The sequence below is a fragment of the Streptomyces coffeae genome, assembly GCF_016741875.1.
Taxonomy (GTDB): domain Bacteria; phylum Actinomycetota; class Actinomycetes; order Streptomycetales; family Streptomycetaceae; genus Streptomyces; species Streptomyces coffeae.
This window is the reverse complement of sequence record NZ_JAERRF010000037.1, coordinates 39,878-66,425: the sequence shown is the minus strand read 5'-3', so window position 1 is coordinate 66,425 and position 26,548 is coordinate 39,878. Positions and strand designations below refer to the sequence as shown.

The 26,548-nt window shown below is 68.1% G+C and carries 19 protein-coding genes and 3 pseudogenes; 12 read left to right on the top strand and 10 right to left on the bottom strand.

Features of this window, described 5'->3' with window-relative positions:
* Positions 1 to 182 precede the first annotated feature (182 nt).
* From JK363_RS44045 to JK363_RS36795, 3 genes are all read right to left on the bottom strand, one after another.
* Positions 183 to 932 carry a reverse transcriptase domain-containing protein gene (locus JK363_RS44045; protein WP_201882224.1) on the bottom strand — a complete coding sequence of 250 codons (750 nt, stop codon included), beginning with the start codon at positions 930 to 932 and terminating at the stop codon, positions 183 to 185.
* 127 nt (positions 933 to 1,059) lie between these two features.
* Positions 1,060 to 1,647 (bottom strand): reverse transcriptase family protein, encoded by a 588-nt coding sequence (locus JK363_RS44040; protein WP_201882223.1) that lies wholly within the window; start codon positions 1,645 to 1,647, stop codon positions 1,060 to 1,062.
* A 722-nt stretch (positions 1,648 to 2,369) separates the two neighbouring features.
* Positions 2,370 to 2,525 (bottom strand): hypothetical protein, encoded by a 156-nt coding sequence (locus JK363_RS36795; protein ID WP_201882222.1) that lies wholly within the window; start codon positions 2,523 to 2,525, stop codon positions 2,370 to 2,372.
* A 63-nt stretch (positions 2,526 to 2,588) separates the two neighbouring features.
* Here JK363_RS36795 and JK363_RS36790 point away from each other — a divergent pair, with 63 nt between their 5' ends.
* From JK363_RS36790 to JK363_RS36775, 5 genes and pseudogenes are all read left to right on the top strand, one after another.
* Positions 2,589 to 3,143, top strand: a complete 555-nt coding sequence (locus JK363_RS36790; protein WP_201882220.1) for an alanine racemase — start codon at positions 2,589 to 2,591, stop codon at positions 3,141 to 3,143.
* Positions 3,137 to 5,980 (top strand): ATP-binding protein, encoded by a 2,844-nt coding sequence (locus tag JK363_RS36785; RefSeq protein ID WP_201882218.1) that lies wholly within the window; start codon positions 3,137 to 3,139, stop codon positions 5,978 to 5,980. The genes JK363_RS36790 and JK363_RS36785 overlap by 7 nt, the downstream gene beginning before the upstream one ends.
* A gap of 242 nt (positions 5,981 to 6,222) precedes the next feature.
* Entirely contained in the window at positions 6,223 to 7,398 is a 1,176-nt protein-coding gene (locus JK363_RS36780) for an RICIN domain-containing protein (RefSeq protein ID WP_201882216.1), read from the top strand.
* A gap of 170 nt (positions 7,399 to 7,568) precedes the next feature.
* Positions 7,569 to 8,502, top strand: a pseudogene (locus JK363_RS43285) (transposase family protein); the annotation flags it as partial.
* 316 nt (positions 8,503 to 8,818) lie between these two features.
* On the top strand, positions 8,819 to 9,079 hold the full coding sequence (locus JK363_RS36775) for a hypothetical protein (protein WP_201882214.1): 261 nt from the start codon (positions 8,819 to 8,821) through the stop codon (positions 9,077 to 9,079).
* 264 nt (positions 9,080 to 9,343) lie between these two features.
* On the opposite strand, the gene JK363_RS36770 is transcribed toward JK363_RS36775, so the two are convergent.
* Positions 9,344 to 10,330 (bottom strand): glycoside hydrolase family 31 protein, encoded by a 987-nt coding sequence (locus JK363_RS36770; RefSeq protein WP_201882212.1) that lies wholly within the window; start codon positions 10,328 to 10,330, stop codon positions 9,344 to 9,346.
* Positions 10,294 to 10,650, bottom strand: coding sequence for a hypothetical protein (locus JK363_RS45105; protein ID WP_236076417.1), 357 nt, complete (start codon positions 10,648 to 10,650; stop codon positions 10,294 to 10,296). Before JK363_RS45105 ends, JK363_RS36770 begins: the two co-directional genes overlap by 37 nt.
* 522 nt (positions 10,651 to 11,172) lie before the next feature.
* Here JK363_RS45105 and JK363_RS45100 point away from each other — a divergent pair.
* The 7 genes and pseudogenes from JK363_RS45100 to tyrS all read left to right on the top strand — a co-directional run.
* Positions 11,173 to 12,051: pseudogene (locus JK363_RS45100) on the top strand (IS3 family transposase); the annotation flags it as partial.
* Between the two features lie 161 nt (positions 12,052 to 12,212).
* The gene (locus JK363_RS36750; RefSeq protein ID WP_201882207.1) at positions 12,213 to 13,574 is read left to right on the top strand and encodes an aminotransferase class III-fold pyridoxal phosphate-dependent enzyme; all 1,362 of its coding nucleotides are present in this window, start codon (positions 12,213 to 12,215) and stop codon (positions 13,572 to 13,574) included.
* Positions 13,571 to 14,881 (top strand): aspartate aminotransferase family protein, encoded by a 1,311-nt coding sequence (locus JK363_RS36745; protein ID WP_201882205.1) that lies wholly within the window; start codon positions 13,571 to 13,573, stop codon positions 14,879 to 14,881. Before JK363_RS36750 ends, JK363_RS36745 begins: the two co-directional genes overlap by 4 nt.
* Before the next feature lie 43 nt (positions 14,882 to 14,924).
* Positions 14,925 to 16,376, top strand: coding sequence for an amino acid permease (locus JK363_RS36740; RefSeq protein WP_201882203.1), 1,452 nt, complete (start codon positions 14,925 to 14,927; stop codon positions 16,374 to 16,376).
* Positions 16,377 to 16,438: 62 nt separating this feature from the next.
* Positions 16,439 to 18,418: an acetoacetate--CoA ligase gene (locus JK363_RS36735; protein ID WP_201882201.1), complete on the top strand. Its 1,980-nt coding sequence runs from the start codon at positions 16,439 to 16,441 to the stop codon at positions 18,416 to 18,418.
* A 22-nt stretch (positions 18,419 to 18,440) separates the two neighbouring features.
* On the top strand, positions 18,441 to 19,343 hold the full coding sequence (locus tag JK363_RS36730; protein ID WP_201882199.1) for an amidohydrolase family protein: 903 nt from the start codon (positions 18,441 to 18,443) through the stop codon (positions 19,341 to 19,343).
* Positions 19,340 to 20,600, top strand: a pseudogene (gene tyrS, locus JK363_RS36725) (tyrosine--tRNA ligase). The gene JK363_RS36730 and the pseudogene tyrS overlap by 4 nt, the downstream one beginning before the upstream one ends.
* A 175-nt stretch (positions 20,601 to 20,775) precedes the next feature.
* Here the strand turns inward: tyrS and JK363_RS36720 are convergent.
* The 5 genes from JK363_RS36720 to JK363_RS36700 all read right to left on the bottom strand — a co-directional run bounded on the left by JK363_RS36720 (position 20,776) and on the right by JK363_RS36700 (position 26,548).
* Positions 20,776 to 21,744 (bottom strand): aldo/keto reductase, encoded by a 969-nt coding sequence (locus JK363_RS36720; protein ID WP_307822015.1) that lies wholly within the window; start codon positions 21,742 to 21,744, stop codon positions 20,776 to 20,778.
* Positions 21,745 to 21,803: 59 nt separating this feature from the next.
* On the bottom strand, positions 21,804 to 22,778 hold the full coding sequence (locus tag JK363_RS36715) for a Gfo/Idh/MocA family oxidoreductase (protein WP_201882194.1): 975 nt from the start codon (positions 22,776 to 22,778) through the stop codon (positions 21,804 to 21,806).
* 84 nt (positions 22,779 to 22,862) lie between these two features.
* The gene (locus tag JK363_RS36710; protein WP_372444924.1) at positions 22,863 to 24,068 is read right to left on the bottom strand and encodes an IS110 family RNA-guided transposase; all 1,206 of its coding nucleotides are present in this window, start codon (positions 24,066 to 24,068) and stop codon (positions 22,863 to 22,865) included.
* Positions 24,069 to 24,288: 220 nt separating this feature from the next.
* Positions 24,289 to 25,575, bottom strand: a complete 1,287-nt coding sequence (ligA, locus tag JK363_RS36705; protein WP_201882192.1) for a protocatechuate 4,5-dioxygenase subunit alpha — start codon at positions 25,573 to 25,575, stop codon at positions 24,289 to 24,291.
* A gap of 25 nt (positions 25,576 to 25,600) precedes the next feature.
* Positions 25,601 to 26,548 carry an amidohydrolase family protein gene (locus JK363_RS36700; protein ID WP_201882190.1) on the bottom strand — a complete coding sequence of 316 codons (948 nt, stop codon included), beginning with the start codon at positions 26,546 to 26,548 and terminating at the stop codon, positions 25,601 to 25,603.

The following is a 26,548-nucleotide window of genomic DNA, read 5'->3' as shown; positions in this document are numbered from 1 at the left end:
ATGGCCTCATCCACGAATACAAGCAGGTCGCATAGGGCGACACCGTTTCCGGCACCCACACGTTCAGACCAGCTCACCCACCCCAAGCGTAGGGTCGGGGGCTGGCGCGGTGGCGAAGTACGTCCGCTCCGTTTCCAGCCCCCGCCGCATCGAACCGTGCGTGCGGTTCTCCCGCACACGGCTCACCGACGCCGTTCACCACCGGCATTCGGCCTGCCCCGCCGGTCCCTAAAGGGTCTGGGTGCAACGACGGTCCCGTGCAGGGCGACCAGCCCCAACGAGTCGGAGGCCGCGTGGGCGACCACCGACCAGCCGAACTTCCGGCTGCGACGGTGCTTCTTGGCGATGAACCCGCCGATCCGCATCCGTGCGTACGAGCTGATCTGGTCAAACCGGTGGGCCGAGTTCCCGAACCGGAAATACGCGGCCCATCCGCGCAGGAACGCGTTCACGTCCTCCACGATCACTTTGACCGGCCGCAACGTTGTGCGCCGCTCCGTGAGTTCACGGATCCGGTCACGAGCATGCTGCACCGCCCTGTCCGAGGGCCAGCGAGCGAGGAAGGCGATCGGACGCCGCCCGCCGCGAGGCCGGGACGTGACCCACCGGTGGTGGAAACCGAGGAAGTCCACTCCCCCGCCTCCGACCTGCAGGTGCACAATCCTGGTCTTGGCCGCCTTCGGCTCCAGACCGAGTTCGGCCAGCAGAACCTTCAGCTGCCCAAGGGCAGCCTCGGCCTGCTCGCGGGTAGCGCACATCACCACAGCATCGTCGGCATAACGGACCAGAACCCCATGACGACGCACGTCCCATGCCCGGTCCAGCCGGTGCAGATAGACGTTCGCCATCAACGGTGAAACAACACCGCCTTGGGGGGTCGCCGCCACCGGCCGACGAACCTGCCCGCCCTCCATCACCCCGGCCCGCAACATCGCGCGCAGGAGTTTAGAGGACCGACCGGTCGCAGACGCGTTCCTCGACCGCCTGCATCAACTTCTCATGCGGAATCGCCTCAAAGCAGTTGGCGATATCCGTCTCCACCACCCACCGCCTGCCCCGTCATGCCTCATCGATCAAGACCTGGAGGGCATCGTGCGCCCCGCGCCTGGGCCGGAACCCGAACGAGCACGGGAGCATATCGGCCTCGAAGGCCGGCTCGAGCACGATCTTCAGTGCGGCCTGCACGATCCGGTCGCGGACGGAAGGAATCGACAGCGGCCTCTGCTCCGCGGTCGTGCCGGGCTTCGGGATGAACACCCGGCGCGCGGGCAGCGGCCGCCAGCGGCCCTCCTTGAGTTCCGTGACCAGTTCGTCAAGGAGCCGGTCGATGCCGTACTCCTCGACCTGAGCGAGAGTGATGGCGTCAATGCCCGGAGCGCCGTTGTTCCGACGCACCATCACCCACGCGCGCCGCAAGACGTCCCTGCGGTGGACCTTGTCCCCCAGCGCGTGGAACCGCCGTCCGGGATCAGCCTTGGCCGCCCGGTAGAGCGCATGCTGCAAGGCTCGGACCGGATCCACCTTCAGGGATCCCGACGTGGCGGAAATAGCCGATGTGGCACTCACCAAGCCCCTCCAGACAGACTGCGCATCGACGAAGCAGCGGCCCTTCCCATGGCCGGGAGTTGTGTTGTCTCCTCGGCTCATCGCGGTACTACGGCCGCCTCCGACGCCCACCCGGCCCGCGCTAACTTCCCGGGGTGCACCCGGTTATAGGACGCGCAGCAGCTTCCGACGGCAGCTGTCCGCAGGCCGCCGGGGCGGGGAGGGCCTCCCCAGTTCCCGCTGTCACCGTCGCAACGTTCCATGCCCCATACGCCGGGGAGTCCTTCACGGCTGCATCTCCAGGATCTTCGCCGCTTCCATGGCCTTCGCCCTGATTTCGGGGGCTCGGCACTCCCTGTCCCCGCCCCGAAAGACGGGCCTCTAACGACGCCGCAGGCTTCGCGTGATGCTACGGACCGCTGCTTTGCTCCCCCTTACAGGGCTTTCGACACTGGGCTTCGACGCCGAGCGTTTCCCCCCGACGCCGCCAGTCTGCTACCGGGCCTCCTGGCAGCTACCCGGACCGGACTTCCACCGGCAGGCGACAACGAGCTTACGACTCAAGATCTACTACGTCACGAAGACCTCCGAGTCTGCTGGCGCGCGAAACGGCGAGGCTAATTAGCGGTCTGTCGATGCCTCCGGAGCTGGTGACACCACCCCTCCCGGGCCATGCGTTCGACAGGGGGAATCAGTCATGCCAGCTCCAGAGGCCGGGAGCCCCGTTGCGGGGCCACGAAGAAGGTAATGGGGGGGCGGCAGACGTCGCGTTCTCGACGTGCTGGGCCTCGTCCAGCGATCAACGACCAGTTGAAGGGGGCGAGTTATCCGGCGTTGAGCCAGGCGGTGCCGTAGGTGGTCAGGACGAACGCATCCCTGCCGAGCCCGGCGCCCGGCGCGTCGTCGCCCTCGTTGTGCCAGCCGCACTCCCCACCGCGGCAACGCAGTGGCGTTCGTACGATGACGGCCGTTTTCCCCATCGCCACCATGGTTCCACCTGCGGCCCAACGGGGCATCACAGGACTCCATGGAAGGACGACGGCGTGACAATCGGCAGTCTCCACAAGGCCACCGGCCGCATGCACTGGGCGGAGGAAAGAACGCCGCATGCGGAGGCGCGGATCGATCGTGCGGCGATCCGCGACAACGCGGCCCGACTGTGCGATGCGGCAGGTTCCGTCGGCGTGATGGCCGTGGTGAAGGGCGACGGCTACGGGCATGGCATGATCCCCTGCGCTCGCGCAGCGATGGTTGGCGGCGCGACGTCGACCGGCGCCGCCCGCATGCACGAAGCACCGGTACCGCGCGCATCGGGCATCAGCAGCCGGATCCTCACCTGGCTGCCGACCCCCCGTGACGACTGGGCTTCCGCCGCAGCCGAAGGAATCGAGTGGTCAGTTGGCGTCCAGGTGGTCGAGGCGGCGCCACAGGCGGCCCAGGCCGCAGGCCGCCTGAGCAGACGGCGACCTGGAAAGGTCCGGCGTCGCTGGCTGCTCCGGCCGCTGATCTTCTTCGCGCGATTCTCCGAGTGGCGTAAGAGAGCCGCCGGGGTGACGTCCCGCCAGGTGAGGCCGAAGCACAGAGGAGGGGCGTGGTGAAGGTGCCGGGGCGGCTGATCGGCCGTGACGCGGAGACGGCGAAGCTGGCAGGATGGGCAACGGACGCACAGGCGGGCACGGGGCACGCGGCGTTCATCGTCGGTGAGGCCGGTTTGGGCAAGACGGCCCTGCTGGAAGTGACCGCTGGTACCGCCAGGTCGTGTGGCATGCGGGTGCTGTACGGGGCGGCACAGGAACGGGAACACCAGCGCCCGTTCGCGGTGATCTCGGCCTGTCTGGGGGTGGATACGGAGTCGGCCGATGCCTCCGTGGCGTGGGTCGGCGAAATCTTACGGGGCGAGGACCGGTACGGGATGCCCGGCGGGGCGGCCGAATCGGACTTCGCTACCGTCGAGGCGATGCTCGGCCTGGTCGAAGACCTGTGTGCGCAGCAACCGCTGGCGCTATTCGTCGACGATCTCCAGTGGGCCGACTCCGCAAGCCTTCTGATGTTGCGTCAGCTACTGCGGTCGGTTCACCAGCTGCCGCTGCTCCTCATCGGAGCCTATCGGCCGGTGCCTCGGGGGGAAGTCGACCGGCTCGCCCAGAGCCTGGCCGTTCGCAACTGTACGATGCTGGAGCTGGCGCCGCTGAGTCCGGCTGCCGTGTCGGCCGTGCTGGCCGACTTGTGTGGCGGTGAGCCCGGTCCGCGGCTGCGGCGCATGGCCGAGGGAGCGGCGGGAAATCCTCTATATGTACAGGAGTTGGCCGCCGCGCTGCTGCGTGAGAAGGCGATCGAGCTCCGTGACGGGCTCGCGGAGGCCATCGTCGGTTTCCCCGTTCCGTCGTTGACCGCACTGATCACGCACCGGCTGCGGTATCTGCGTGATGAGGTGTTGCAGGCGCTGCGCGTCGCCTCGGTGCTCGGAGCCGACTACACCATCACCGATCTTGCCACGGTCCTCGACCGGCCGACACATGAACTCCTCGGCATCGTCGCGGAGGCCGAGGCGGCCGGAGTTCTCCGGGATGTCGGCGATCGGCTGGTGTTCCGTCACGACCTGGTACGGCAGGCCCTGTACGACGCCGTCTCGGGCTCTGTCCGCGCCATGCTGCATGTCAGGGCCGCGCAGGCACTCGCCGGCGCCGGAGCGGTGCCCGAACGGGTCGCCGAGCATCTGTTGGCCGCGGCGCCGGCGGCGGGAGAATTCCTGATCGACTGGGTCCTGGAATCCGCGGCCCGACTCACGTCCCGGGCCCCGGCCATGGCACTCCTCCTGATCGACCGGGCACAGGCTCTCACCGACCCCGGTGATGCACGCCGTGACCAACTCCGGCTGTACCGCGCCGTGGCGCAGCTGTCCAGCGGCCACTTGGCCGAGGCGGAGGAAACCGCCCGCTGTGCACTGGCCCGGACCAGTGACCCGGGGTGGGAGGGTCCGCTGCGGTGGATCACCGTTCATGCCGCGTTCGCTCGCGGCCGACCCGACCTGGCGCTCGTCGAGATCCACGCTGCGTGCGGCAGCCCGGACGTACCTCCGCTGGAGGTGATCCGGTTCCGGGCGTTCAGCGCACAGTGCCTGTTCGCGCTGGGCAGGCTGTCTGAAGCGGGTGCGGTCGCTTCGGCTGCCCGGCGCGCAGCCGAAGCGATCGACGACCGTGCCGCCCTGGCCACGGCTCTGCATGCACTGGCGGCGAAACGTTTCCTCGAAGCGCCTGGCACCGAGGCCCTGGAACTGGCACGGCACGCCGCTCGGCTCACACCTGAGACGATGCATCCCGCACAGCGGGTCGGGCTCCTACTCGCCCTGGCCAACAGCCACATGGAGCTCGACCGCGCTCATGACGCGCAGCGCATCCTCGCGGCGGTCCGCGAGGCGGCGGAGCGCAGCGGAGGTGTCCATCTGCCCTGGTACCACCTGTCCTGCGCCCTCCTCGCGTTCCATGCGGGCCGCTGGGACGACGCCCTCGCCGAAATCGAGGCCGGGCTCGATCCCGGCGAGCACTTCGCGATGTGCCGAGCGCTGCGGGCGCTGGCGGCGCTGATCTCGGTGCACCGCGGCCGACGGGCCGCCGCCGAGGCGCATCTTGCCGCCGCGGCGGCGGCGACCGACAGCGGCACCGTCGCCTGGTTCTACGAGTACCTGCCGCTGTCCGCCGACGCGCTTGCGGACGAGGCCCAGGGCCGTCCCGAGCGCGCCTACGCCCGGCTCGCCGCCGCTTTCGACCACGGTGTGGGTCACCTGCCGGGCCAACTGATCCTCTGCTTCCTCACGCCCGATCTCGTCCGAATCGGTCTGGCCCTTGGGGATCTCTCGAATGCACGGCGCTACGCCGAAGCTGCCCGGAGACGGGCCGACCACAGCGGTACCCCGTACCACCTCGGTGACGCGCACCGGTGCCAGGGGCTACTGGCCCGGGACCAGGATCTCCTCCTGGAAGCTGCCCGCTGCTACCAGCAGGCGTCGAGACCGCTGAGCGAGGCGCACGCCTACACCGACGCGGCGGAACTGCTGGCCCAGCAGCGGCGCCCGGCCGAGGCCCGCGAGCTACTCGACCGTGCTTGGGAGATCTACACCCGCCTGGACGCCCCATGGGACGCGGACCGCGCCAGGTCCCGCCTGCGCGCCCACGCGGTCCACCGGAACCCGCGCAGACCGCGTAGGAGTGCCCGATACGGGTGGGAGGCGCTCACGGACACCGAACACATCGTTGCCGACCACGTCGCCGATGGGCGCTCCAACCCCGACATTGCCGCCCGTATGTCCATCTCACGACGCACCGTCGAATCCCATGTATCCCACATCCTCCAGAAGTTGGAGCTGACCTCACGGGTCGAACTCGCCACCGCGGTCATCCGCCAGAAGAACCTGGACGGGCCGCCGTCACAGGACTGACGTCCGGTCACGAAGATCCAGTCCCTGTCCACCCCCGCAGTCGAAGCGGTATCCGTGAGCTCACGGATGTACATCCGGCCATCCCTGCCTACGTTGACGGTCCTACGGCGGATCAGACCGACCAGGCGAACGGCGTGACCGGTGTTCGCGCCAGGCCTCGGTTCGAAGGACCGTGACGTGGGCACCGCTCGGGGTCACCTGACCAGGCCCCAGGAGCATGGCTTACAGAAAGTGGAGGCACCATGACCGTTGAGACGATCACCCGGAGACCGGCATCGCGAAGGACCGCCGCGATGCTGGCCGTCCTCCTTGCGGCTCTGGGAGTGATGTTGTCGCCGCCCAACGCGCCGAGGGCGCACGCAGACACCGGCAGCTTCGACCCTGAGATGAGTGTCCGGATAGACACCTTGCAGGCCGACGGCAAACTTTTCACCCTCTTCCGGGACTACGAGTACGCTGACGGGACGGCCTACACCATCGGGAACCCAAACGTGTCCGGCACGGATGATGATTTCACGATCCGGCCCAATGACGACGGAACCTTCCGCCTGGTCAACGGCACGTCCAGCAAGTGCGTCGACGTGTCCACCGGTACCTACGCCGGTAACATCAGCGAGTCGGACTGTGGTGACACCGATGCGCAGAAGTGGTATCTCCAGCCGGAGAGCGACACTGCGCCTTACAATTATCTGATCCGCCATGTCGGCGACAACAAGTGCATGGCCCCCACCACGGACGTGTCCGAACTTGCCACCGTCGGGGTTCGAGACTGCATTGGCGGCAATAGAGCGCAGGTGTGGTGGGTCGGCGCCGGCCTGTCTCATCAGCAAGCTCAGCTGCGCACGATGGCCATCAAGTATGCCCTGACGCAGTTCAACAGCGGGTCCAGCACCATCCCGACGGCCACCTACAAGGTGGATAGCAGTACGACGGCGGCCCTCGGCGCATTCCAGAACGTGACAGCCGAGGGCGGGCGAGTGATCAACGGCACGACCGAAAACATGGACAAACAGGTGAGCTGGAGCCAGACCACGGGCTACACCTACACCGCGGGCGGATCTGTCACCACCACAGGGGGTCTCACCATCGGTGGTGAGAACAGTCCCGTAAAGGCACAGGTGGAGGTCGCGGTCCAGGGGAACTGGTCGAACAGTTGGAAGACGGACAACACAAAGGGCGGATTCGCGACCATTCACATCAGGCCCAATGAGTACGGCTGGTTCATGCGCGCCCAGTTGACGAAGCAGGTGACCGGCACGTGGACAATCACCAACGATGTGGGGAATACGTTCACCGGAACCGGCACCGCCACCCTCCCGGCCAAGGAAGGAACGGACGACAAGAACAGCGACTTGATCGGTTGCAGCTCTGACAGCACGCTCCAGGTCTGCAAGGACCACGACCCCGGGCGGGCGTAGCGCCGTCACCGCCCGACAAGGCCCGCCGGCGCGGCCGGCGGGCCTTCTGCGCTGCTGGGGGGCTCCGCGGCGACCTTGTGGGTGCCGAAACCCTCATCCGTAGGCTGTGACCTGCAGGATTAAGGATGCGGCTGAGAATCACCGGGCTGGGTACGCCAGGGTGATCCATCGTGCTGCTGCGGCTCCTCTACCTCACGCTTACCAACGTGTTCGCTCTCCTACAGCTGCTGCCGATGAGCGACACGACAAGAACGTTGAGATTCTCACCCTGCGCCACCAACTGGCCGTCCTTCAACGCCAGGTCGCCAAACCCGGCTCACTCCGCCCGACCGCATATTCCTCGCCGCCCTGCTCCACCGGCTCCCCCGCACCACACTCCGGCGACTTCATCTGATCGTCTCCCCCGACACGGTCCTCCGCTGGCACCGCGACCTCTTACGCCGCCGCCACGCCAACGCCTCCCGTCCCAAACGGCCAGGACGACCACCCACCCACCGCAGCATCCACACCCTCATCCTGCGCATGGCCCGAGAAAACCCGAGCTGGGGATACAGAAGGATCCACGGTGAACTCGCCACCCTCGGGGTCAAATGAGCCCCCTCCACGGTATGGGAGATCCTCCAGAGCAACGGCATCGATCCCGCACCCCAGCGCGACCGCCAGACCTGGACCACCTTCCTCCGCAGCCAAGCACACGCAATTCTTGCCGCCGACTTCCTCGAAACCCGGACGCTGACCGGACCACCCCTGTACATCTTCGCCATCATCGAACACGCCACGCGGCATATTCGCGTCCTCGCCGCAACCGCCCACCCCACCACAGACTGGACCACACAACTCGCCCGGCACCTCGCCACGGACCTCCACGACGCCGGCGCAACGGTGAAGTACCTGACCCGTGACCGCGACAGCAGATACACAGATGCCTTCGACGCCGCACTCGAAGACGAAGACGTCGCAATCATCAAGACCGGTATCCGCGTACCCCGCATGAACGCAGTAATGGAACGCCGGATCCGCTCCTGCAGAACCGAACTCCTCAACCGCACACTCATATGGAACCAAGCGCACCTCCTCCGCGCCCTCCGCGAATACGAAACGTGGCTCATGCGGCCTCCGGGGGATACGACGGAGCGATTGGCGGAGATCGTCAGCGCAGTTCGTGCCCCTGCCCTCTCGACCCGTGGTGATATCAGCCGTCTCGCGTCCCACGGTCAGTGGCTCACGGCACCTGCGCCATGGCGACGGCGGCCGGGTCCCCGCTTCCTTCCTAGCGGCGGACCCGAATCCTGTTCAGTGGCTGAGGTGATCGGCTGGTCGGGGCAGCGGGCGAACTGCTCGCAAGTGCATCCGGCCTTGGGGACCAGGCAACCTCGACAAGGGCCAGGTCACCTGCTGGAACTCCTGGCACCGCTGGCGCGTGATCACCCTGGTCGCCTACGCCTTCCTGGCCGTCACCGCAGCCCTTGAACGTGCCGCACGGCCCGGCCGGAACGATCCCGCCGAGGCCGATATCGTCTCCCTCAGCAGCCACGAACTTCTCCGCCCGCTATGGGCCCTGGTCCTTTCCTCGCCCCGACGGGCCCCCGAGCACCTGCTGTGGTGGTCCACCTGGCGCCGCCAGCACCGCGCCAGCCGCTGCCACCGGAAACGGCACGCGTACGCCGACACCAGACCATGATCGGCCGGTCGCCAAGACCAACGACACCGTGATCGCCAACGGCCGGGCGGGAGGAGGTCCGTGTGGACGACCTGATCGCCGAGCTGCCCCGGCAGGTGAAGCGCAGCTCCGGCGGGCAGGGGCGCGCGGCGAGCGGATCGGCGACTGGGTCCGGGCCGCGATCCGCCCGGTGCGGGGCGGGGTGCGCGCGGCGGAGGCGGCGCCGATCGTGCTCCACCGACACGGCCAGGCCCAAGCCCGCCGGTCCCACTACAAGGGGCGAGGCTACGCCCCCTCGGACGCGATGGGGAGGGCTGCTCCGTTGCGCAGGAAGAGAGGGATGCGGTCGAGTGGCGCGTCGACGGTGATTGTCTGTCCGCCCTCACCGCCGGTCCAGGCTTCTGTCCAGGTCGCTCCTTCGGGGAGGTAGACGTCCCGGCTCCGGGCTCCGGGGTGGAGCACTGGAGCGACGAGGATGTCCGAACCGAACATGAACTCGTCCTCCGTGGTCCAGGCCGTCTTGTCGTGGGGGAAGTCGACGAGGAGGGGCCGCATCGCCGGAAGGCCGGTTTCCGATGCCTGGTCGAGGTGGGTGTGGAGGTAAGGGCGCAGCCGTTCGCGCAGGAGGACGACGTCCTTGATCATCTCGTAGGCGGCTTCCCCATAGGACCAGATCTCGTTCGGCCCGCCGGTGCCGTTCCAGCCGACTTCCGGGCGCGGTTCGCGGTAGCCGTGGAGGCGGAAGAGGGGGCAGAAGGCGCCGAACTGGAACCAGCGGACGACGAGTTCGCCGTATGCCTCGTCGCGGACGTCTCCGCCGTGGAAGCCGCCGATGTCGGTGGTCCACCAGGGAATGCCGGCCATCGCGATGGACAGGCCCGCGCGGACCTGCTGCCGCAGCGCCTCCCAGGTCGGGCCGATGTCGCCTGGCCAGACGGCTGCCGGGTACTTCTGCTGGCCGGCCCACGCGGAGCGGCACAGCAGGACGGTCTCGCCGTCCTCGGGCCTACCGGTCTCCGCGGCTGCCCGGGCCATGCCGTCGGCGAAGAGCCTGGCGTTGTCGCGTGGGTAGATTCCGGCCACCTGGGCTCCCGGTCCTGCGTGGAAGGAGAGGTTGCCGTGATGGCCTGGCTGGATTTCGGGCTCGCAGGCATCGAGCCACCAGACTCGGACACCGAGGTCGTAGTAGTTGCGTCGTACGGCGGACCAGACGAAGTCCCGGGTGGCGGGGTTGGTCACGTCGTAGAAGCCCACGGGCTGGGGGACGGCCATTCCCTTGTGGAGTTTGGACGCGTGGCGAGGAGCCGGTCGCGGGCAGCGATCTGGACCGGCAGCTGGTGCGGAAGGGCGCGGGCGTTGTCGCACTGGAGGCAGGCGAAGAAGGAGGCCGTACACGGCATGCCCGGCGGCGTCTCGGGGCCTGCAAGGTGATCGACGCAGCCGGCCAGTACCGTGTCCTGCTCTCCGGCCAGCAGCCTCTTCAGGGTCTCCGCGTCGAAACCGGCCTCGGCCGCGGCCTCCTCCGGGTTCGCCCTGGCGATGAAGTCCTGGGTGAAGACCGGGATGTCCATCGCCGCGGGTGCCTTCGCCACTCGTCCGCGGAGTGCCTTGCCGACGACGGACCAGCTCTGCTCCTGGATGGTACGGCTACGCTTGAGGTAGTAGTTTCGCAGCTGTGCGCGGTCGGGCGACGCTTGAGTTCCAGCGCCGTCTGCCGGATCCGTCTCACCTGTACGGCGGGGGCGTCCGTCGGCAACGGCTTTGCGTAGGGAGGGGAAGCCCCGCGTCTGGCTCCAATGCTTCACGTGCACCCCGGTGTTCCACATCCTGGCGAACGCGGTACGGCGCTTCGGGCTGTAGCTGATGAAGGCGCCGGTCTCTCCGCTGAGACGGCGGGCAGTCTGCGCCGGTCGGTACGGGCGACCGAAGGTGCCGGACGCCGCGACCACCGCGCGCGCCGACAGCTGCCCTCCACCTTCCAGGTCGAGGCTGAAGCCGACCGCGTCCGGGCGGATGTCGGCGACGCGGGTGCCAGTGCGGATGTCGGCGTCCAGACGGGCGGCGTAGGAGGTGAGGTAGGTGACGACCTCGTCGCGGTGCGGGTAGCGGCCTGGATACTCCGCAAGGCGGCCAAGCATTTCGCCGGAGAGACGAACTGGTGATGAGCCGCTTCCAGTTCGTTGACGACCACCGGGACACCTACGAGGTGAAGCGGCTCTGCGAGGTCCTGGACGTGAACCGGTCCAGCTACTACAAGTGGGTCGCCGGCCGGCAGGCGAGGGCGGCCCGGCAGCGCAAGGACCGGCTCCTGGCCGAGCGGATCCGCGAGGTCCACGGCGAGTCCAACAGCGCCTACGGCTCCCCACGGATGACCGCCGAGCTCCGGAGAAGGGCCTGCGGATCAACGAGAAGCACGTCGCCCGCGTGATGCGGATGTTCTCCATCACCGGTATCCGCCTGCGCAGACGCGTCCGTACCACTGTCCCGGACTCGGCAGTCTCACCGGTCCCGGACCTGTTCCAGCGGGACTTCACCGCTACCGAACCCGGCCTGAAATACATGGGCGACATCACCTATCTCCCGCTCGCAGGCGGGGAGTTCCTCTATCTCGCGGACTGCTTCAGCCGCAAGGTCGTCGGCTGGTCCATTGCCGGCCACATGCGCACCGACCTGGTCGCTGACGCACTGCGGATGGCCGCCCACACCCGGGGCAGCCTCGACGGAGCGGTGTTCCACTCCGACCACGGGGCCCAGTACGGCTCCCGGGCCTTCGCCGGCCTCTGCGACCAACTCGGGGTCACCCGGTCGATGGGCGCGGTGGGCACCAGCGCCGACAACGCGGCCTGCGAAACTTCCACGCCTCCCTGAAACGCCAAACCCTCCAGGGCGCCCACGACTACGGCGACGCCGACACCTGCCGCAGGACCGTCTTCGCCTGGCTAACCCGCTACAACACCCGCCGCCGGCACTCCGCCAACGGCCACCTCAGCTGATTGCTTGTCCTATGTACAACGAGAAGGTTTCGAGCGGGGGTTTTATGGATGAATGGGGGAGGGGTCTGGGGCTTGCTCTTGGCCGATGTTCAATGCATCCTGTACGCAGTACAAAGCTTCGATTTTGCGCCGCCTGCGCAGAAGAGTCAGGAGGGTGTCTGATGCCTCAGGCGACAACGACTCGGTCCGGCCGGATGCAGCCCGCCGGAAGTCGTCTGATCAAGTTCTTCTTCGGTGAGGAGTTGCCGTTCGTCAGCCACGGGCGAGGTGTTTTCGTGTACGACACGGACGGCCGTCGCTACCTCGACGGATGCTCCGGCGCGGTCACCGCGAACCTTGGCCACTCGGACCCAGAGATCCTGCGCGCCCTGCACGAGCAGGCCGAGCGGATCACCTTCGCCCACCGCGGAACGTTCCACAGCGAGCAGTCCGAGGCGCTGGCGGAGCGCCTGGGCGCCATGACCGGCTACCCGTACGTCTTCCTGTGCAACAGCGGATCCGAAGCGGTCGAGACGGCACTGCGGCTGACGCTGCAGTACTGGCGGGAGCGCGGTGAGCCGAACCGGTCACAGTTCGCCTCGCACGCGGTCAGCTACCACGGCGCCACCCTGGGGGGCCTGTCGCTGTCCGGTCATCCGCAGCGTCGCCGGGTCGCCGAAGCCTTGCTGCACGAGTTCAACGAACTCACCCCGCCCTACGCCTACCGATTCGCCGAAGGCCGTGACGACGCGGAGTTCACCGAGCTCCTCGTCAATCATACGGCCGAGGTGCTGGACGCCCACGGTCCTGCTGCGGCGGGCGTGGTGGTGGAGCCTGTAGGAGGTGCGGCCGGCGGCGCCATCACCCCGCCCGACGGCTACCTTCAGGCGCTGGCCGGACTGTGCCGTGAACGAGGCCTGCCGCTGATCGCGGACGAGGTCATGACAGGCATGGGTCGCACCGGCATGATGCTGGCCTCCCAGCATTGGGACGTCCGCCCGGACCTGGTAGTCCTCGGCAAGGGCATGGGCGCCGGATACGCGCCGGTGTCGGCCGTCCTGGTCAGCGAGGAGATCATCGACGCCATCGCGGCAGGTACCGCATCGGTCACCAACGGGCACACCTACGGTGGCAACCCGCTCGGCAGTGCCGTGGCGCTCGCCGTCCTGGAGGCCATCGAGTCCCGAGGCCTCGTGGCGAACGCGGCAGAGCGGGGCAAGCAGCTGCGGGCCGGACTGGAAGCGCTGGCCAGACGGCACGAGGTCATCGGGGAAGTCCGTGGTCTCGGCCTGCTCCAAGGGCTGGAACTCGTCAGCGACCGGGTCGCCCGAAGCCCCGGTGCCCCTATCGGCTCCCTCACCCGCGCGGCCACCTTCGCGGCGCGCGACCAGGGACTGCTGGTCTACCCGGCGACCGGCGGCATCAACAACGCGATCCTCGTCGCCCCTCCGCTCACCGTCACCGCCGAGGAAATCGATCTTCTCCTCGAGCTCCTCGACGCCTCCTTCACCAGCCTCACCTCCGAAGAAAGTACGCTGCTGTGACCACCACCCCCTCGACGGCCACCCGCAGCCCGGCTCCCGGCACCCTGCTGGAGAGCCTGCTCAACGAGTACCGCGCCCGCACGCAAGGATCCGCCGCCGCCCACTGGCGCGCGGCGGCAGCCCTGCCCGGCGGCGAGACACGGTCGACCACCTACCACCCGCCCTATCCGCTCGCCCTGGCGACCGGCCACGGCTCGCGCCTCCGCGATGTAGACGGCACCGACTACCTCGACTTGGTCAACAACTACACCTCCCTGATGCACGGCAACGCGTGGTCACCGGCCACCCGCGCGGCGGCCGACGCGCTCGCTGACGGTGCGGCCCTCTCAAGCCCGCACGAGCGGCAGGTGGCCCTCGCCGAGCTGCTCATCGAGCGTGTTCCCTCGGTGGAACGCGTCCGGTTCACCAACTCCGGCAGCGAGGCTTCCGTGCTCGCCGCCCGTCTGGCCCGCCACGCCACCGGCCGTGACCGCCTTCTCATGTTCGACGGGGGCTACCACGGCAGCGCCCCGCCGCTGCTGGCCGGCACCCCGGACGTCGTCACCGTGCCCTACAACGATCTCGACGCAGTCGAAAAAGCCCTGGACAACGACATCGCCGCCGTTTTCGCCGAGCCCTTCCTCGGCGCCGGCGGTGTCATCCCGAGCCACCCCGACTTCCTGCCAGCCGTCGCCCGCCTGGCGCACGCCCACGGGGCACTGTTCGTCCTCGACGAAGTCCAGTCACTGCGCAACCATCCCGGCGGCGAACAGAGCCAGCTGGGTCTTCGACCCGACATCACCGTCATGGGCAAGGTGATCGGCGGCGGCCTGCCTATCGGCGCCATCGGCGGCCCTGAACAGCTGCTCTCCCTGACGGCAGCCACCACCACCGGTGGCCTGAGCCATTCGGGAACCTTCAACGGCCACCTCGCCGCCGCAGCTGCCGGCACTGTCACGCTCCAGCACCTCGACGCCTCCGCGATCGACCAGCTGAACCTGGCAGCGCACAAGCTCGCCGACGCCATCACCACGGCAGCGGCCGAAGCCCGGATCCCAGCCACCGTCACACGCGCCGGATCCATCCTCAACGTGCACCTGAGCACAACTGCACCAGTCAACGCAGCGCAAGCCCGAGCAGTGGCAGACACCCCACTGCTTGCGGCCCTGCACCTGGCGCTGCTCCTCGACGGGATCTACACGACCCCTCGCGGAATGATCAACATATCAACCGCGCTCGACGCGGACGACCTCGAACGTGCCGCACAGGCGTATGCCCAGGCCTTCCAGCGGCTCGCAGGAGCGGAGATTCCCACCCTCCCCAGGTGACCTCCGCGCCTTCCTTGATCCGGCGACCTCTCGGAGGCACCAGATGCTCAATAACCCTTCACCCTCGTCCCCGCGGGCCCTCAAGCCCGTACTGTCCGGCCGGCAACTCAACATGATCGCCATCGGCGGCGTCATCGGCGCCGGCCTGTTCGTCGGCAGCGGTACAGCTATCTCCGCGGCAGGCCCTGCCGTGCTGCTGGCCTACATAGGCGTCGGGGCCGTCGTCTTCCTGATCATGCGGATGCTCGCGGAACTGGCCGTGGCCTCTCCGGACTCCGGCTCCTTCGCCAGGTACGCCACCCGCGCCTTCGGCCCCTGGGCAGGCGTCACGGTGAGCTCCCTCTACACCTATTCGTGGGTGGTCGTGATCGGCTTCGAGGCCACCGCCGGTGCCGCGATCATCCACGGGTTCTTCCCCTCAGTGCCACCGTGGGCAGCCGCACTGGTGTTCATGATCACGTTCACCCTCACCAACCTCATCTCGGCCCGCGCCTTCGGCGAGTTCGAGTTCTGGTTCGCGCTGATCAAGGTCGTCGCGATCTGCGCCTTCCTGACCGTCGGCCTCCTGGCCATCGCGGGCCTACTGCCCGGCACCCAGGCGCCAGGGCTGGCCAACCTCACGGGCCACGGCTTCACCCCACACGGCTGGCAGCCGGTCTGGATGGCCTGCCTGGTGGTCTTCTTCTCCTTCTTCGGAGCGGAAAGCGTGACCATCGCCGCAGGCGAGGCCAAGCACCCAGCCGCCGCAGTCCGCCGGGCCATGCGCTCCGTCATCATCCGGATCATGACCTTCTACGTCGGATCGGTGGCCGTAGTCGTCACCCTGCTCCCCTCCGACGACAAGAGCATCGCTAACGGACCCTACGGCGCCGTACTCGCCCACATCGGAATCCCGCACGCGACCGCGATCGTCGACGTCATCGTCCTCACCGCAGTGCTGTCGCTGCTCAACTCCGGCATATACGCGTCCTCCCGCATGATGTTCGCCGCCGCCCAGCGCGGAGAACTGCCCGCCACGCTGGGCCGCGTCACCGAGCGCGGCGTTCCCGTAAACGCCGTCCTCGTCGCGAGCTCCGGCGGCTTCCTCACCGTGGTGGCCAACTACTTCTTCCCCACCGACACCATCTTCCTCTTCCTGCTGCAGTCCTCGGGGACCATCGGCGTCGCCGTCTACCTCTTCATCGCGCTCACGCAGATCCAGACCCGCCGCCGCATGAGCAAGTCAGCGGCACAAGAGCTCCCCGTGCGGATGTGGGGCTTCCCCTATCTGCCCGTGTTCGTCGTGCTGGTCCTGCTCGGCATCGTGGCCGGACTCGCCTTCGACGAGGGCAGCCAGAGATCGCTGGCGCTCAGCGGCCTGGCCACCGCAGTAGCCCTGACCGCCGGCGTGATCAGACAGCTTCGCAACCCTGCACCCCCGGCGCAGTCTCCGCAGACGGACCCCGTGCCAGCAGACCCCAACCTGCCAAGCCCACCGGCCGCAACAGGAGCCTGATCCGTGGTCGGTCAGGCCGGCCACCCGGCCTGACCGACCACACCCGACAAGGAGCACACCCCATGAACGAGCCGGAGATGCTGCGCGCACCGGCATCCGACGTACGCCACACCACGGCCGTCGGTGACTACCTTGCCTGGCTGGAACGACACCGGGGTCTTACCTTCACCGACTACCGCGACCTGCACCGCTGGTCCGTCACAGACCTTGATGGCTTCTGGACGTCGATCTGGGACTGCTTCGGCGTCCACGCGCACACACCCTACGACCGAGTGCTCGGCCGGCGAGACATGCCCGGCGCCGACTGGTTTCCAGGCGCGACTCTCAACTACGCAGAGCACGCGCTGCGCTCAGGGGAGAAAACACCCGGTGACCTGGCCGTACTGGGCCGTTCCCAGACCCGCGGCCCCAAGGACCTGACCTGGGAACAGCTTGCCCACCAGGTCGCATGCGCCCGCGCCGGCCTGCGCCGACTCGGCGTCGGCCAAGGCGACCGCGTCGTGGCCTACCTGCCGAATATCCCGGAAACGCTCGTGGCCTTCCTGGCCACCGCCAGCCTGGGAGCCATCTGGTCGAGCTGCGCACCTGAATTCGGCGCCCGCGGCGTCATCGACCGGTTCTCGCAGATCGAGCCCACCATTCTGCTCACGACGGCCGGATACCGTTACGGGAACAAGGCCATCCACCGACGCGATGAGGTCGCAGCCATCAGGGCGGCACTGCCCACCCTGCGCCACACCGTCCACGTGCCCTACGGGCCGGGGGAACTCCCGGACACGGTCTCCTGGGACGACCTGCTCGCCGGTCCCGCCGAACCCGGCTTCGAGCCAGTCCCGTTCTCTCACCCGCTGTGGGTGCTGTTTTCCTCCGGAACCACCGGCAAACCCAAGCCGATCGTCCACTCCCACGGCGGAATCCTGCTGGAGCACCTCAAGAATCACTCCCTGAGCTGGGACCTGCGCCCGGGCGACCGCATCCTGTGGTTCACCACCACAGCCTGGATGATGTGGAACGCCCTGGTCTCAGGGCTGCTCATTGGCGCCTCGGTCGTCCTGATCGACGGCAACCCCATCCATCCCGACCTCGACTGGCAGTGGCGCCTGGCCGAGGAGACTGGCGCCACCCTCATGGGCGCCAGCCCGGGATTCCTGATGGCCTGCCGAAAGGAGGGCTTGACCCCCGCCGCAGATCACGACCTGTCCCTGCTGCGCCAGATCGGGGCTGCGGGCAGCCCGCTACCCCCCGAGGGATTCCACTGGGTGCGCGAGCAGTTCGGACCCGACGTGCTGCTCAACGTGGGCAGCGGCGGCACCGACGTGTGCTCGGGCATTCTGCAGGGCAGCCCCCTGCAGCCGGTGTGGGCCGGAGCCATATCAGGTCCCTGCCTGGGTGTCGCAGCCACCGCGTACGACGAGGCCAGCCACGAGGTGACCGACGCACTCGGCGAACTTGTCATCACCCAGCCCATGCCCTCCATGCCGATCTACTTCTGGGGCGATCTTGACGGCTCCCGCTATCGGGGCACCTACTTCGCGGCCTACCCCGGCGTGTGGCGCCACGGCGACTGGGTGCGCTTCTCGGCCGCGACAGGCAGCTGCACCGTGGCTGGACGTTCGGACGCCACCCTCAACCGCGGCGGAGTGCGACTGGGTACCGCAGAGTTCTACCGCGTCGTCGAGGAGCTCCCCGAAGTCGACGACAGTTTGGTGATCCACTTGGAGGACTCCGCCAGCGGGCCCGGCGAATTGCTCCTGTTCGTCGCACTGCACGAGGGTGCCCACCTCGATGACGCCCTACGGAAGCTGATCACGACGGCGCTGCGCAACGCCCTCTCTCCCCGTCACGTGCCCGACAGCATCCACACCCTTCCCGCAGTTCCTCGCAACCGTACTGGCAAGAAGCTCGAGGTTCCGGCGAAGAAGATCCTTTTGGGCGCCGCCCCGTCCGATGTCGCGAGCCGCGACACCCTGGCCGACCCCGCGGCACTGGAAACCTTTGCCGCGCTGGCCACGCAGCGCACGTCCAGCGAGGCAACACGCTAAGGTCACCACACGAAAGAGGACCATGGATATCACCACCCTGGACGCGATCGACGTTCACGTCCACGTCGAGCAGGACAGTCACGGCTGCCACTCACTCGACGACGAACTCATAGATGCGTCGGCGTCCTACTTCAAGGCTTCCGCGAACCGTACCCCTACTCTCTCCCACATCACCGACTACTACCGCTCCCGGAGCATGGCAGCAGTCGTCTTCACCGTCGATGCCACCTCCGCGACCGGCCACCCGGCCCTGTCCAGCGAAGAAATCGCCGACGAAGCAGCCTCACACCCCGGCGTCCTCATCCCGTTCGGATCCGTCGACCCGCACGCCGGACAGGCCGCGATCCGACGCGCCCGTCGACTCGTCACGGACCACGGCGTCCGCGGCTTCAAGTTCCACCCCAGCCTGCAAGCGTTCCAGCCCAATGACGTCCGCTACTACCCGCTCTACGAGGCGCTCGCTGAACTCGGCGTCCCTGCTCTCTTCCACACCGGGCAGACCGGCATCGGTGCCGGCCTGCCCGGAGGACGCGGCATCAAGCTGCGCTACTCCGACCCCATGCTGCTCGACGACGTGGCCGCCGACTTCCCCGACCTCACCATCGTCATGGCCCACCCCTCGGTCCCCTGGCAAGACGCCGCAATCTCCATCGCCACGCACAAGGCCAACGTCTACATCGACCTGTCGGGGTGGTCACCGAAGTACTTCCCGCCCCAGCTCGTTCGAGCAGCCAACAGCTTTCTCCGGCACAAGGTGCTCTTCGGATCGGACTTCCCCGTCCTCACCCCGGACCGCTGGATGGCCGACTTTGCCGACCTGAAGATCAAGGACGACGTACAGCCCCTGATCCTCAAGGAGAACGCGGCCCGGATGCTGGGCCTGGCGGCACCAGAGAAAAACACCGAGGAGACGCGAGAACCGTGACGGATATCGTCGACGAGCTGAAGTGGCGCGGACTGTTCGCCCTGTCCACCGACGAGGATGCCCTGCGCAAGGTGCTCGCGAACCGCCCTGTCACGTTCTATTGCGGCTTCGACCCGACTGCGCCGTCACAGCACGTCGGGCACTTGGTCCAAGTCCTCACCGTCCGCCGGCTCCAGCAGGCCGGACATCGACCGCTGGCGCTGGTCGGAGGCGCCACCGGCCTGATCGGCGACCCGCGCCCGACAGCAGTACGCACCCTGAACGCCCCGGAGACCGTCGCCCGCTGGGTGGAGAAGCTGCGCCGCCAGATCGAGCCATTCCTGTCCTTCGAGGGCACAAACGCCGCCGTCATGGTCAACAACCTCGACTAGACCGCGAACCTCTCCGCGATTGACTTCCTGCGCGACATCGGCAAACACTTCCGCATCAACAAGATGCTGGCCAAGGACTCCGTCGCCCGACGCCTGGAGTCCGAGCAGGGCATCAGCTTCACCGAGTTCAGCTACCAGGTCCTGCAGGGCATGGACCTCCTCCAGCTCCATCGCCGCTACGGATGCACACTCCAACAGGGGGCAGCGACCAGTGGGGCAACCTCACAGCAGGACTGGACCTGATCCACAGGCTCGAGCCCGGAGTTGAGGCACACGCCCTGAACACCCCACTGATGGTCAAGGCCGACGGCACCAAGTTCGGCAAGACCGAGAGCGGCACCGTCTGGCTCGATCCGGAGATGACCACCCCGTACGCGTTCTACCAGTTCTGGCTGAACATGGACGACCGAGATGTCTCCCCCTACATGCGGATCCTGTCCTTCAAGTCCCGCGAGGAGCTGGAGGAGATGGAGCAGCAGACGCGAGAGCGTCCGCAGGAACGGGCGGTACAGCGGGCACTGGCGGAGGAGCTGACGACGCTGGTGCACGGCGCCGACCAGACCGCCGCCGTAATTGACGCCTCCAGGGCCCTGTTCGGGCAGGGCGAGCTGGCCGCGCTGGAAGAGCGGACCCTCACCGCGGCCCTGTCGGAGGTACCGCACATTCAGGTGGGTGAACTCCTGTCCGTGGTCGACCTGTTGACCAAGGGGCGGCCAGCCAGTCCGCCGCCCGCCGCATGGTCAAGGAGGGTGGCGCCTACGTGAACAACGTCAAGGTCATCGCCGAGGACGAGATCCCTGCCGAGAGGGACCTGCTGCACGGCCGCTGGCTGGTGCTGCGCCGGGGCAAGAAGAACCTGGCGGCAGTCGAAGGCACGGCCAGCTGAACCGGCACACAAAGAAAGAGGGTGGCATCCCTGGAGTCAATCCAGGGATGCCACCCTCTTTTCATCGCCGAGATCCGCCTGTCGGCCTACCTATAGCCTTCGGGCCGACAGGCCTTGGCCGCACGATGACGCCGGATGACTGGACCGGTGGCGGGTCAGCTTCCCCGGCCCTGCCTCAGCCTGCCCGCCCGCCGCGCTCGGTGTCGATCTCCGCGAGGGTGGCCTCGTTGTAGCGGGGGCCGTTCACGGTCGCGGCGTTCAGCACCCGCCCGGCCGCGTCGAGGACCTCGCCGGGTACTTCGACGTCGAGTACCGAAAGGTTTTCCCGCAGGTGGGCCGTCGACCGGGTGCCGGGGATGGCGATGACATGCGGCCCCCGCGAGACGACCCAGGCCAGGGCCAGCTGCGGAAGGCTGATGCCGGCCTTCTCCGCGAGCCGCGCCAGCTCGGCACGCCGGGCCAGGTTGGCGGGATAGTGACGGGCGCCGAAGCGGGGCATGCCCCGGCGGATGTCGGAGGCCGGCAGGGTCTCCGGGTCCGGCGGGGCGTCGGTGAGGACGCCGCGGGCCAGCGGGCTGAAGGCCACCAGGGCGACACCCAACTCGCGGGTCGTCGCCAGGGTGCCCTCCTCGGGGTCGCGCGACCAGAGGCTGTACTCGTTCTGCAGCGCGGCGATCGGATGCACGGCGTGGGCCCGGCGCAGTGTCTGGGAGGACACCTCCGACAGGCCGAGTGCGCGCACCTTGCCCGCCTTGACGAGCTCGGCCATCGCGCCGACGCTCTCCTCGACCGGAACCGCCCGGTCGAGGCGGTGCAGGTAGTAGAGGTCGATGACGTCGGTACGCAGCCGGGCCAGCGCCTCGTCAGCGGTGCGCCGGATGGTCTCGGGCCGGCCGTCGATGACGCGCCGGCCGTCGACACCCGTCATGCCGCACTTGCTGGCGAGCACGATCCGGTCCCGGTGGCCGGCGAGCACCCGCCCGACCAGCTCCTCGTTGGTGCCGAAGCCGTACAGCGCGGCCGTGTCGAAGTGCGTGACGCCCTCCTCGACGGCCGTCAGGAGCAGGCGCTCGGCGGCCTCCAGAGTCGGCGCGACACCGTACGCGTGGCTCAGGTTCATGCAGCCAAGGCCGACCGCCGGCACCTCCAACGGCCCGATCCGGCGCGGGGCGGCCCGTCCCGCGCCGGTAAAGGTCGGCGCGGTCACGAGCCCGTGGCCGCGTTCAGCTGCTCCTCCAGGGCCGCGAGGGTCCGGTAGCAGGCAAGGACCTGGGCGATGGAGGAGTTCGGCTCGCGACCCTCGCGGATCGCGGCGACGAACTCGCGGTCCTGGAGCTCGATGCCGTCCATCGACACGTCGACGCCGCTCACGTCGATCGGCTCCTCCTTCCCGGTGAACAGGTCGTCGTACCGGGCGATGTAGGTGCCCGTGTCGCCGATGTAGCGGAAGAACGTGCCCAGCGGGCCGTCGTTGTTGAACGACAGCGACAGGGTGCAGATGGCGCCGTTCGCCGCGCGCAGCTGGATCGACATGTCCATCGCGATGCCCAGCTCGGGGTGGATCGGCCCCTGCACGGCGTTGGCCTGCACGATCGGCGATCCGGTCTGGTAGGCGAACAGGTCGACAGTATGGGCGGCGTGGTGCCACAGGAGGTGGTCGGTCCAGGAGCGGGGCTGGCCGAGCGCGTTGAGGTTCTGCCGGCGGAAGAAGTACGTCTGCACGTCCATCTGCTGGATGGTGAACTCGCCCGCGTCGATCCGCTGCTTCACCCACTGGTGGCTCGGGTTGAAGCGGCGGGTGTGGCCCACCATCGCGACGAGCCCGGTGCGCTCCTGCGCTGCCAGGCACGCCTCGGCGTCGCCGAGCGAGTCAGCGAGCGGGATCTCGACCTGCACGTGCTTGCCCGCCTCCAGGCAGGCCAGAGTCTGCGCGGCGTGCATCTGGGTGGGGGTCGCGAGGATGACGGCGTCGATGTCGTCCATCGCAAGCACCTCGTCCAGGGAGGCGACGGCGCGGCCCACGCCCTGCTCCGCGGCGAACTTCCGGGCGCTTTCGAGGTTGCTGCTCACGACGGCGGCTACCTCGACGCCATCGATCTGCTTGAGCGCGGCGGCGTGCTTGGCGCCGAAGGCGCCGCCGCCGGCCAGGGCGATCCGCAGGGTCCGGTCGTCAGTCATGTCACTCCTTCTCGGCGGGCGCTTCGGCCCGGGGGGTGCCCCTATCTCCTTCGTCAAGAGGCGAGTCGGTTGATTAGTGATGTTTCAGGCAGCTTGGGGGACGGCTTGAGGCTCGAAGAACATGCCGTCGCGGAGCATGGCGAACAGGACGTCGACGCGGCGGCGAGCGAGACACATCAGAGCCTGCTTGTGCCGCTTGCCCTCGGCCTTCTTGCGCTCGTAGTAGGCCCGGGAGGCCGGATCGGACAGCGCGGCGAACGCGGCCAGGAAGAAGGCCCGTTTGAAGTGCTTGTTGCCTCGGCGGGACGGGCTCTCGCCTCGGATCAAGGACCCAGCTCTTCGAGTCACCGGGGCGAGTCCGGCATAGGCGGCGAGGTGGCCTGCAGCGGGGAAGGCGGTGCCGTCGCCGACGTCGATGAGGATCCTGGCTCCGGTCCTGACGCCTATCCCCGGCATCGACGTCAGGAGCTCGGAAAGAGGGTGCGACTTGAACAACTCCTCGATGTCCAGGGCGAGTTCCTCGCGCTGGTCGAGCAGTGCGGTGAGGTTCTTGGCGAGTTTGGGCACGATCACCGCGGCCGCGTCGGTGCCCGTGACGACTACGGTCTGCTCGTCAAGCGCGGTGAAGATGTCCTCGACCAGGCGCTCGGCCATCCTGAGCGCCTTGGGCCGCAGCAGTGTCACCAGCCGGCGCCGTCCGGCCGTGCGGATCGCCTTGGGCGAGCCGAAGCGTTCGAGCAGGGTGAGCACGGCCGGGTGCTGGATGCGCGGGCCGAGCACGCGTTCCAGGTGCGGGTGGATCTGGGTGAGCAGGCCCCGCAGTCGGTTCGCGACCCGGGTGACCTCACCGGCGAAGTCGTCGCCGAAGCCCACGATCATGTGGAGTTCGGCGATGGTCTCGTCGTCCAGCTCGGTCGAGCGGAGCGTGTGAAGCATGGTGCGGGCGGCATCCGCGATGATCGCTTCGTCCCTCGCGTCGGTCTTGCCCTGGCCGGGGTAGAGATCCGCGATCCGCCGCATTGTCAGGCCGGGAAGGTAAGCGACCTCGCAGCCCGCGTCCCGGGCGACGGCCAGTGGCAGGGCGCCGATCGAGGCGGGCTGGTCGACGACGACCAGGACGTTCCCGTACTTCGCCGTCGGCTTGTCGAGCACGGCCCGCATCTTCGGCTCGCTGTTGGGCAGCGGCTTGTCGAGGACTGTCTTGCTGTCCGGCGTCATGCCGGTGGCGTGGTTTGCGCCCTTGCCGACGTCCAGGCCGAGGAACACGGCGACGTCGCGGGTGTCGATCACTTCACTCCTCCTGGGAGGCTTCGTTCTTCCCGGCCAAGGCGCGGTACCGACATCCGGCAACCACGTTACGAAGAGCGTTGCCAGCAAACCGGCGCTCTTGCCCCTATCAGGCGATCTACCGGTGCCTCCCGGCCCGGTGACCCCATCCTCCCAGGTCATGGTCGACAGGGGGACATAGTCATGCCGGGCCAGAAGGCCGGGAGCCCCAAGATCGGGCCGCCTAGAAGGTAGCGGGGGGTTCCAGGATCAGGTGCCCGACGGCGGTGTTGGACGCGGGCACATGGTAGAAGCGGTGCTTGACCTCGACCTCGCCCGAGCCGTCGACGTCGCTCATCGCGCCGCGGGCGATCAGCCACATGACCAGCTCGATGCCCTCCGAGCCGGCTTCCTCCACGTACTCCAGGTGCGGGACCTGCGCCAAGCCGGCCGGGTCGGTGATAAGCCTGTCGAGGAAGGCGTTGTCCCACTCCCGGTTGATGAGGCCAGCGCGCGGGCCCTGGAGCTGGTGGCTCATGCCGCCGGTGCCCCACACCTGCACCTTGAGCGGCCTGTCGTACGACTCGATGGCCTTACGGAGGGCTTGGCCGAGCCTGAAGCAGCGGGCGCCCGAGGGCACCGGGTACTGCACCACGTTGACGTGGAACGGGATGACCTTGCACGGCCACTTCTCGACGTCGCCGAACATCAGCGACAGCGGCACGGTCAGCCCGTGGTCGACGGCCATCTCGTTGGCGAGGGTGAGGTCGAAGTCGTCCCGGATGAGGGAATGCGCGATGTGCGCGGCCAGGTCGGGGTCGCCCTCGATGCCAGGGACGGGGCGGTGCCCGTACCCCTCGTCGGCGGTCGGGAAGGCAACGCCGGTGCCTAGAACGAAGGTGGGGATGAGGGAGAGGTCAAAGGTGCTGGCGTGGTCGTTGTAGACCAGGAAGATCACGTCGGGGACGTTTTCCCGCTCCCACTGCCTGGAGTATTCGTACCCGTCGAAGACCGGCTGCCAATAGGGCTCGTCGGTCTTGCCGTGGTCCATCGCCGCGCCGATCGCGGGCACGTGAGAGGTGAAGACGGCGCCGGTGATCGTGGCGCGTTCGGCAGGGGGCCTCGGGTCGGCGTGCGCGGCTTCCAGGACGGCGTGGTCGATGCGGTTGCCCTCGGCGGAGCGGCCACCGCCGACCATCATGGCGCGGTACTCCTCCTCGGTCATACCGGTCATCGAACCGGCCATCTGCTGGAACGAGAAGCCCAGCGTGGCGCCCCACTTGGCCAGGAAGTAGATGTTGCCGCCCTCGCGGATCGCCGCGTTGAGGTCACGTTCGAGCAGGGCCTGCTTCTGCTCCTCCCGCAGCGGCCACGCGTCCAGGTAGGCGCGCTCGTCGGCGAGGTACGCCGCGCGGTTCTCGGCCGTCATGAGAGACATGCAGAACTGGTTAAGGTGGTACCCCTTGGCCGACTGCTCGGAGTCGAAGATGGTCGTCCCCGGTACCAGCTTGTAGGTCTTGTCCAGCGACATGCTGGGGCTCCAATCGAGGAAGGGGTCAGTTGGCGTCGGGCCAGTACAGGCGCGTCGGGTTGTCGACGAGGAGCTTGCGCTGGAGTTCGGGCGTCGGCGCGATGTGCGGGACGAAGCCGACGAGCAGCCCGTCGTCGGGCATGTGGTCGGTGAGGTTGGGGTGCGGCCAGTCGGTGCCCCACAGCACCCGGTCGGGGAACTCCTCGACCACCCGCCGGGCGAAGGGGACGACGTCGCGGTATGCTGCGCGCTCCCCGTCGAGGGCCGGCGGGCCGCTCACCGACAGGCGCTCCGGGCACGTCACTTTGCACCAGATGTCGGGCCGGGCCCGCATGAAGTTGAGGAACGCCTCGAAGTCGGGCCCTTCCGGGTCCTTGGCGGTGTCCGGCCGACCCATGTGGTCGATGACCAGCGGCACGGGGATGGAGAGGAAGAAGTCCCGCAGGTCGGCGAGGTCGGCCGCCTCGAAGTAGACGACGACGTGCCAGCCGTACGGCGCGATCTTCTCGACGACGTCCCACAGGTGCTGCCGCGGCGCTGCGTCGACCAGTCGCTTGACGAAGTTGAACCGCACTCCGCGGACGCCCTCTTCGTGCAGCTCCCGTACTTCGGCGTCGGTGACGTCGGGCCGGAGCGTCGCCACGCCCCGGGCCAGGCCGCCGGAGGCCCGCAGCGCGTCGACCATCGCGGTGTTGTCGGCGCCGTGACAGGTTGCCTGCACCACGACATTACGGGTGAAGCCGAGGTGGTTGCGGAGCGCGAAGAGCTGGTCCTTGGAGGCGTCGCAGGGCGTGTACTTGCGCTCGGGGGCGTACGGGAACTCCTCGCCCGGGCCGAAGACATGGCAGTGCGCGTCGACGGCGCCCTCGGGCAGCCGGAACTGCGGCCGGCTGGGACCGGCGTACCAGTCCAGCCAGCCGGGGGTCTTCTCGAAGCCCGTCGAGCTGGGGGCCTTCTCTGAACTCGTCGCCAT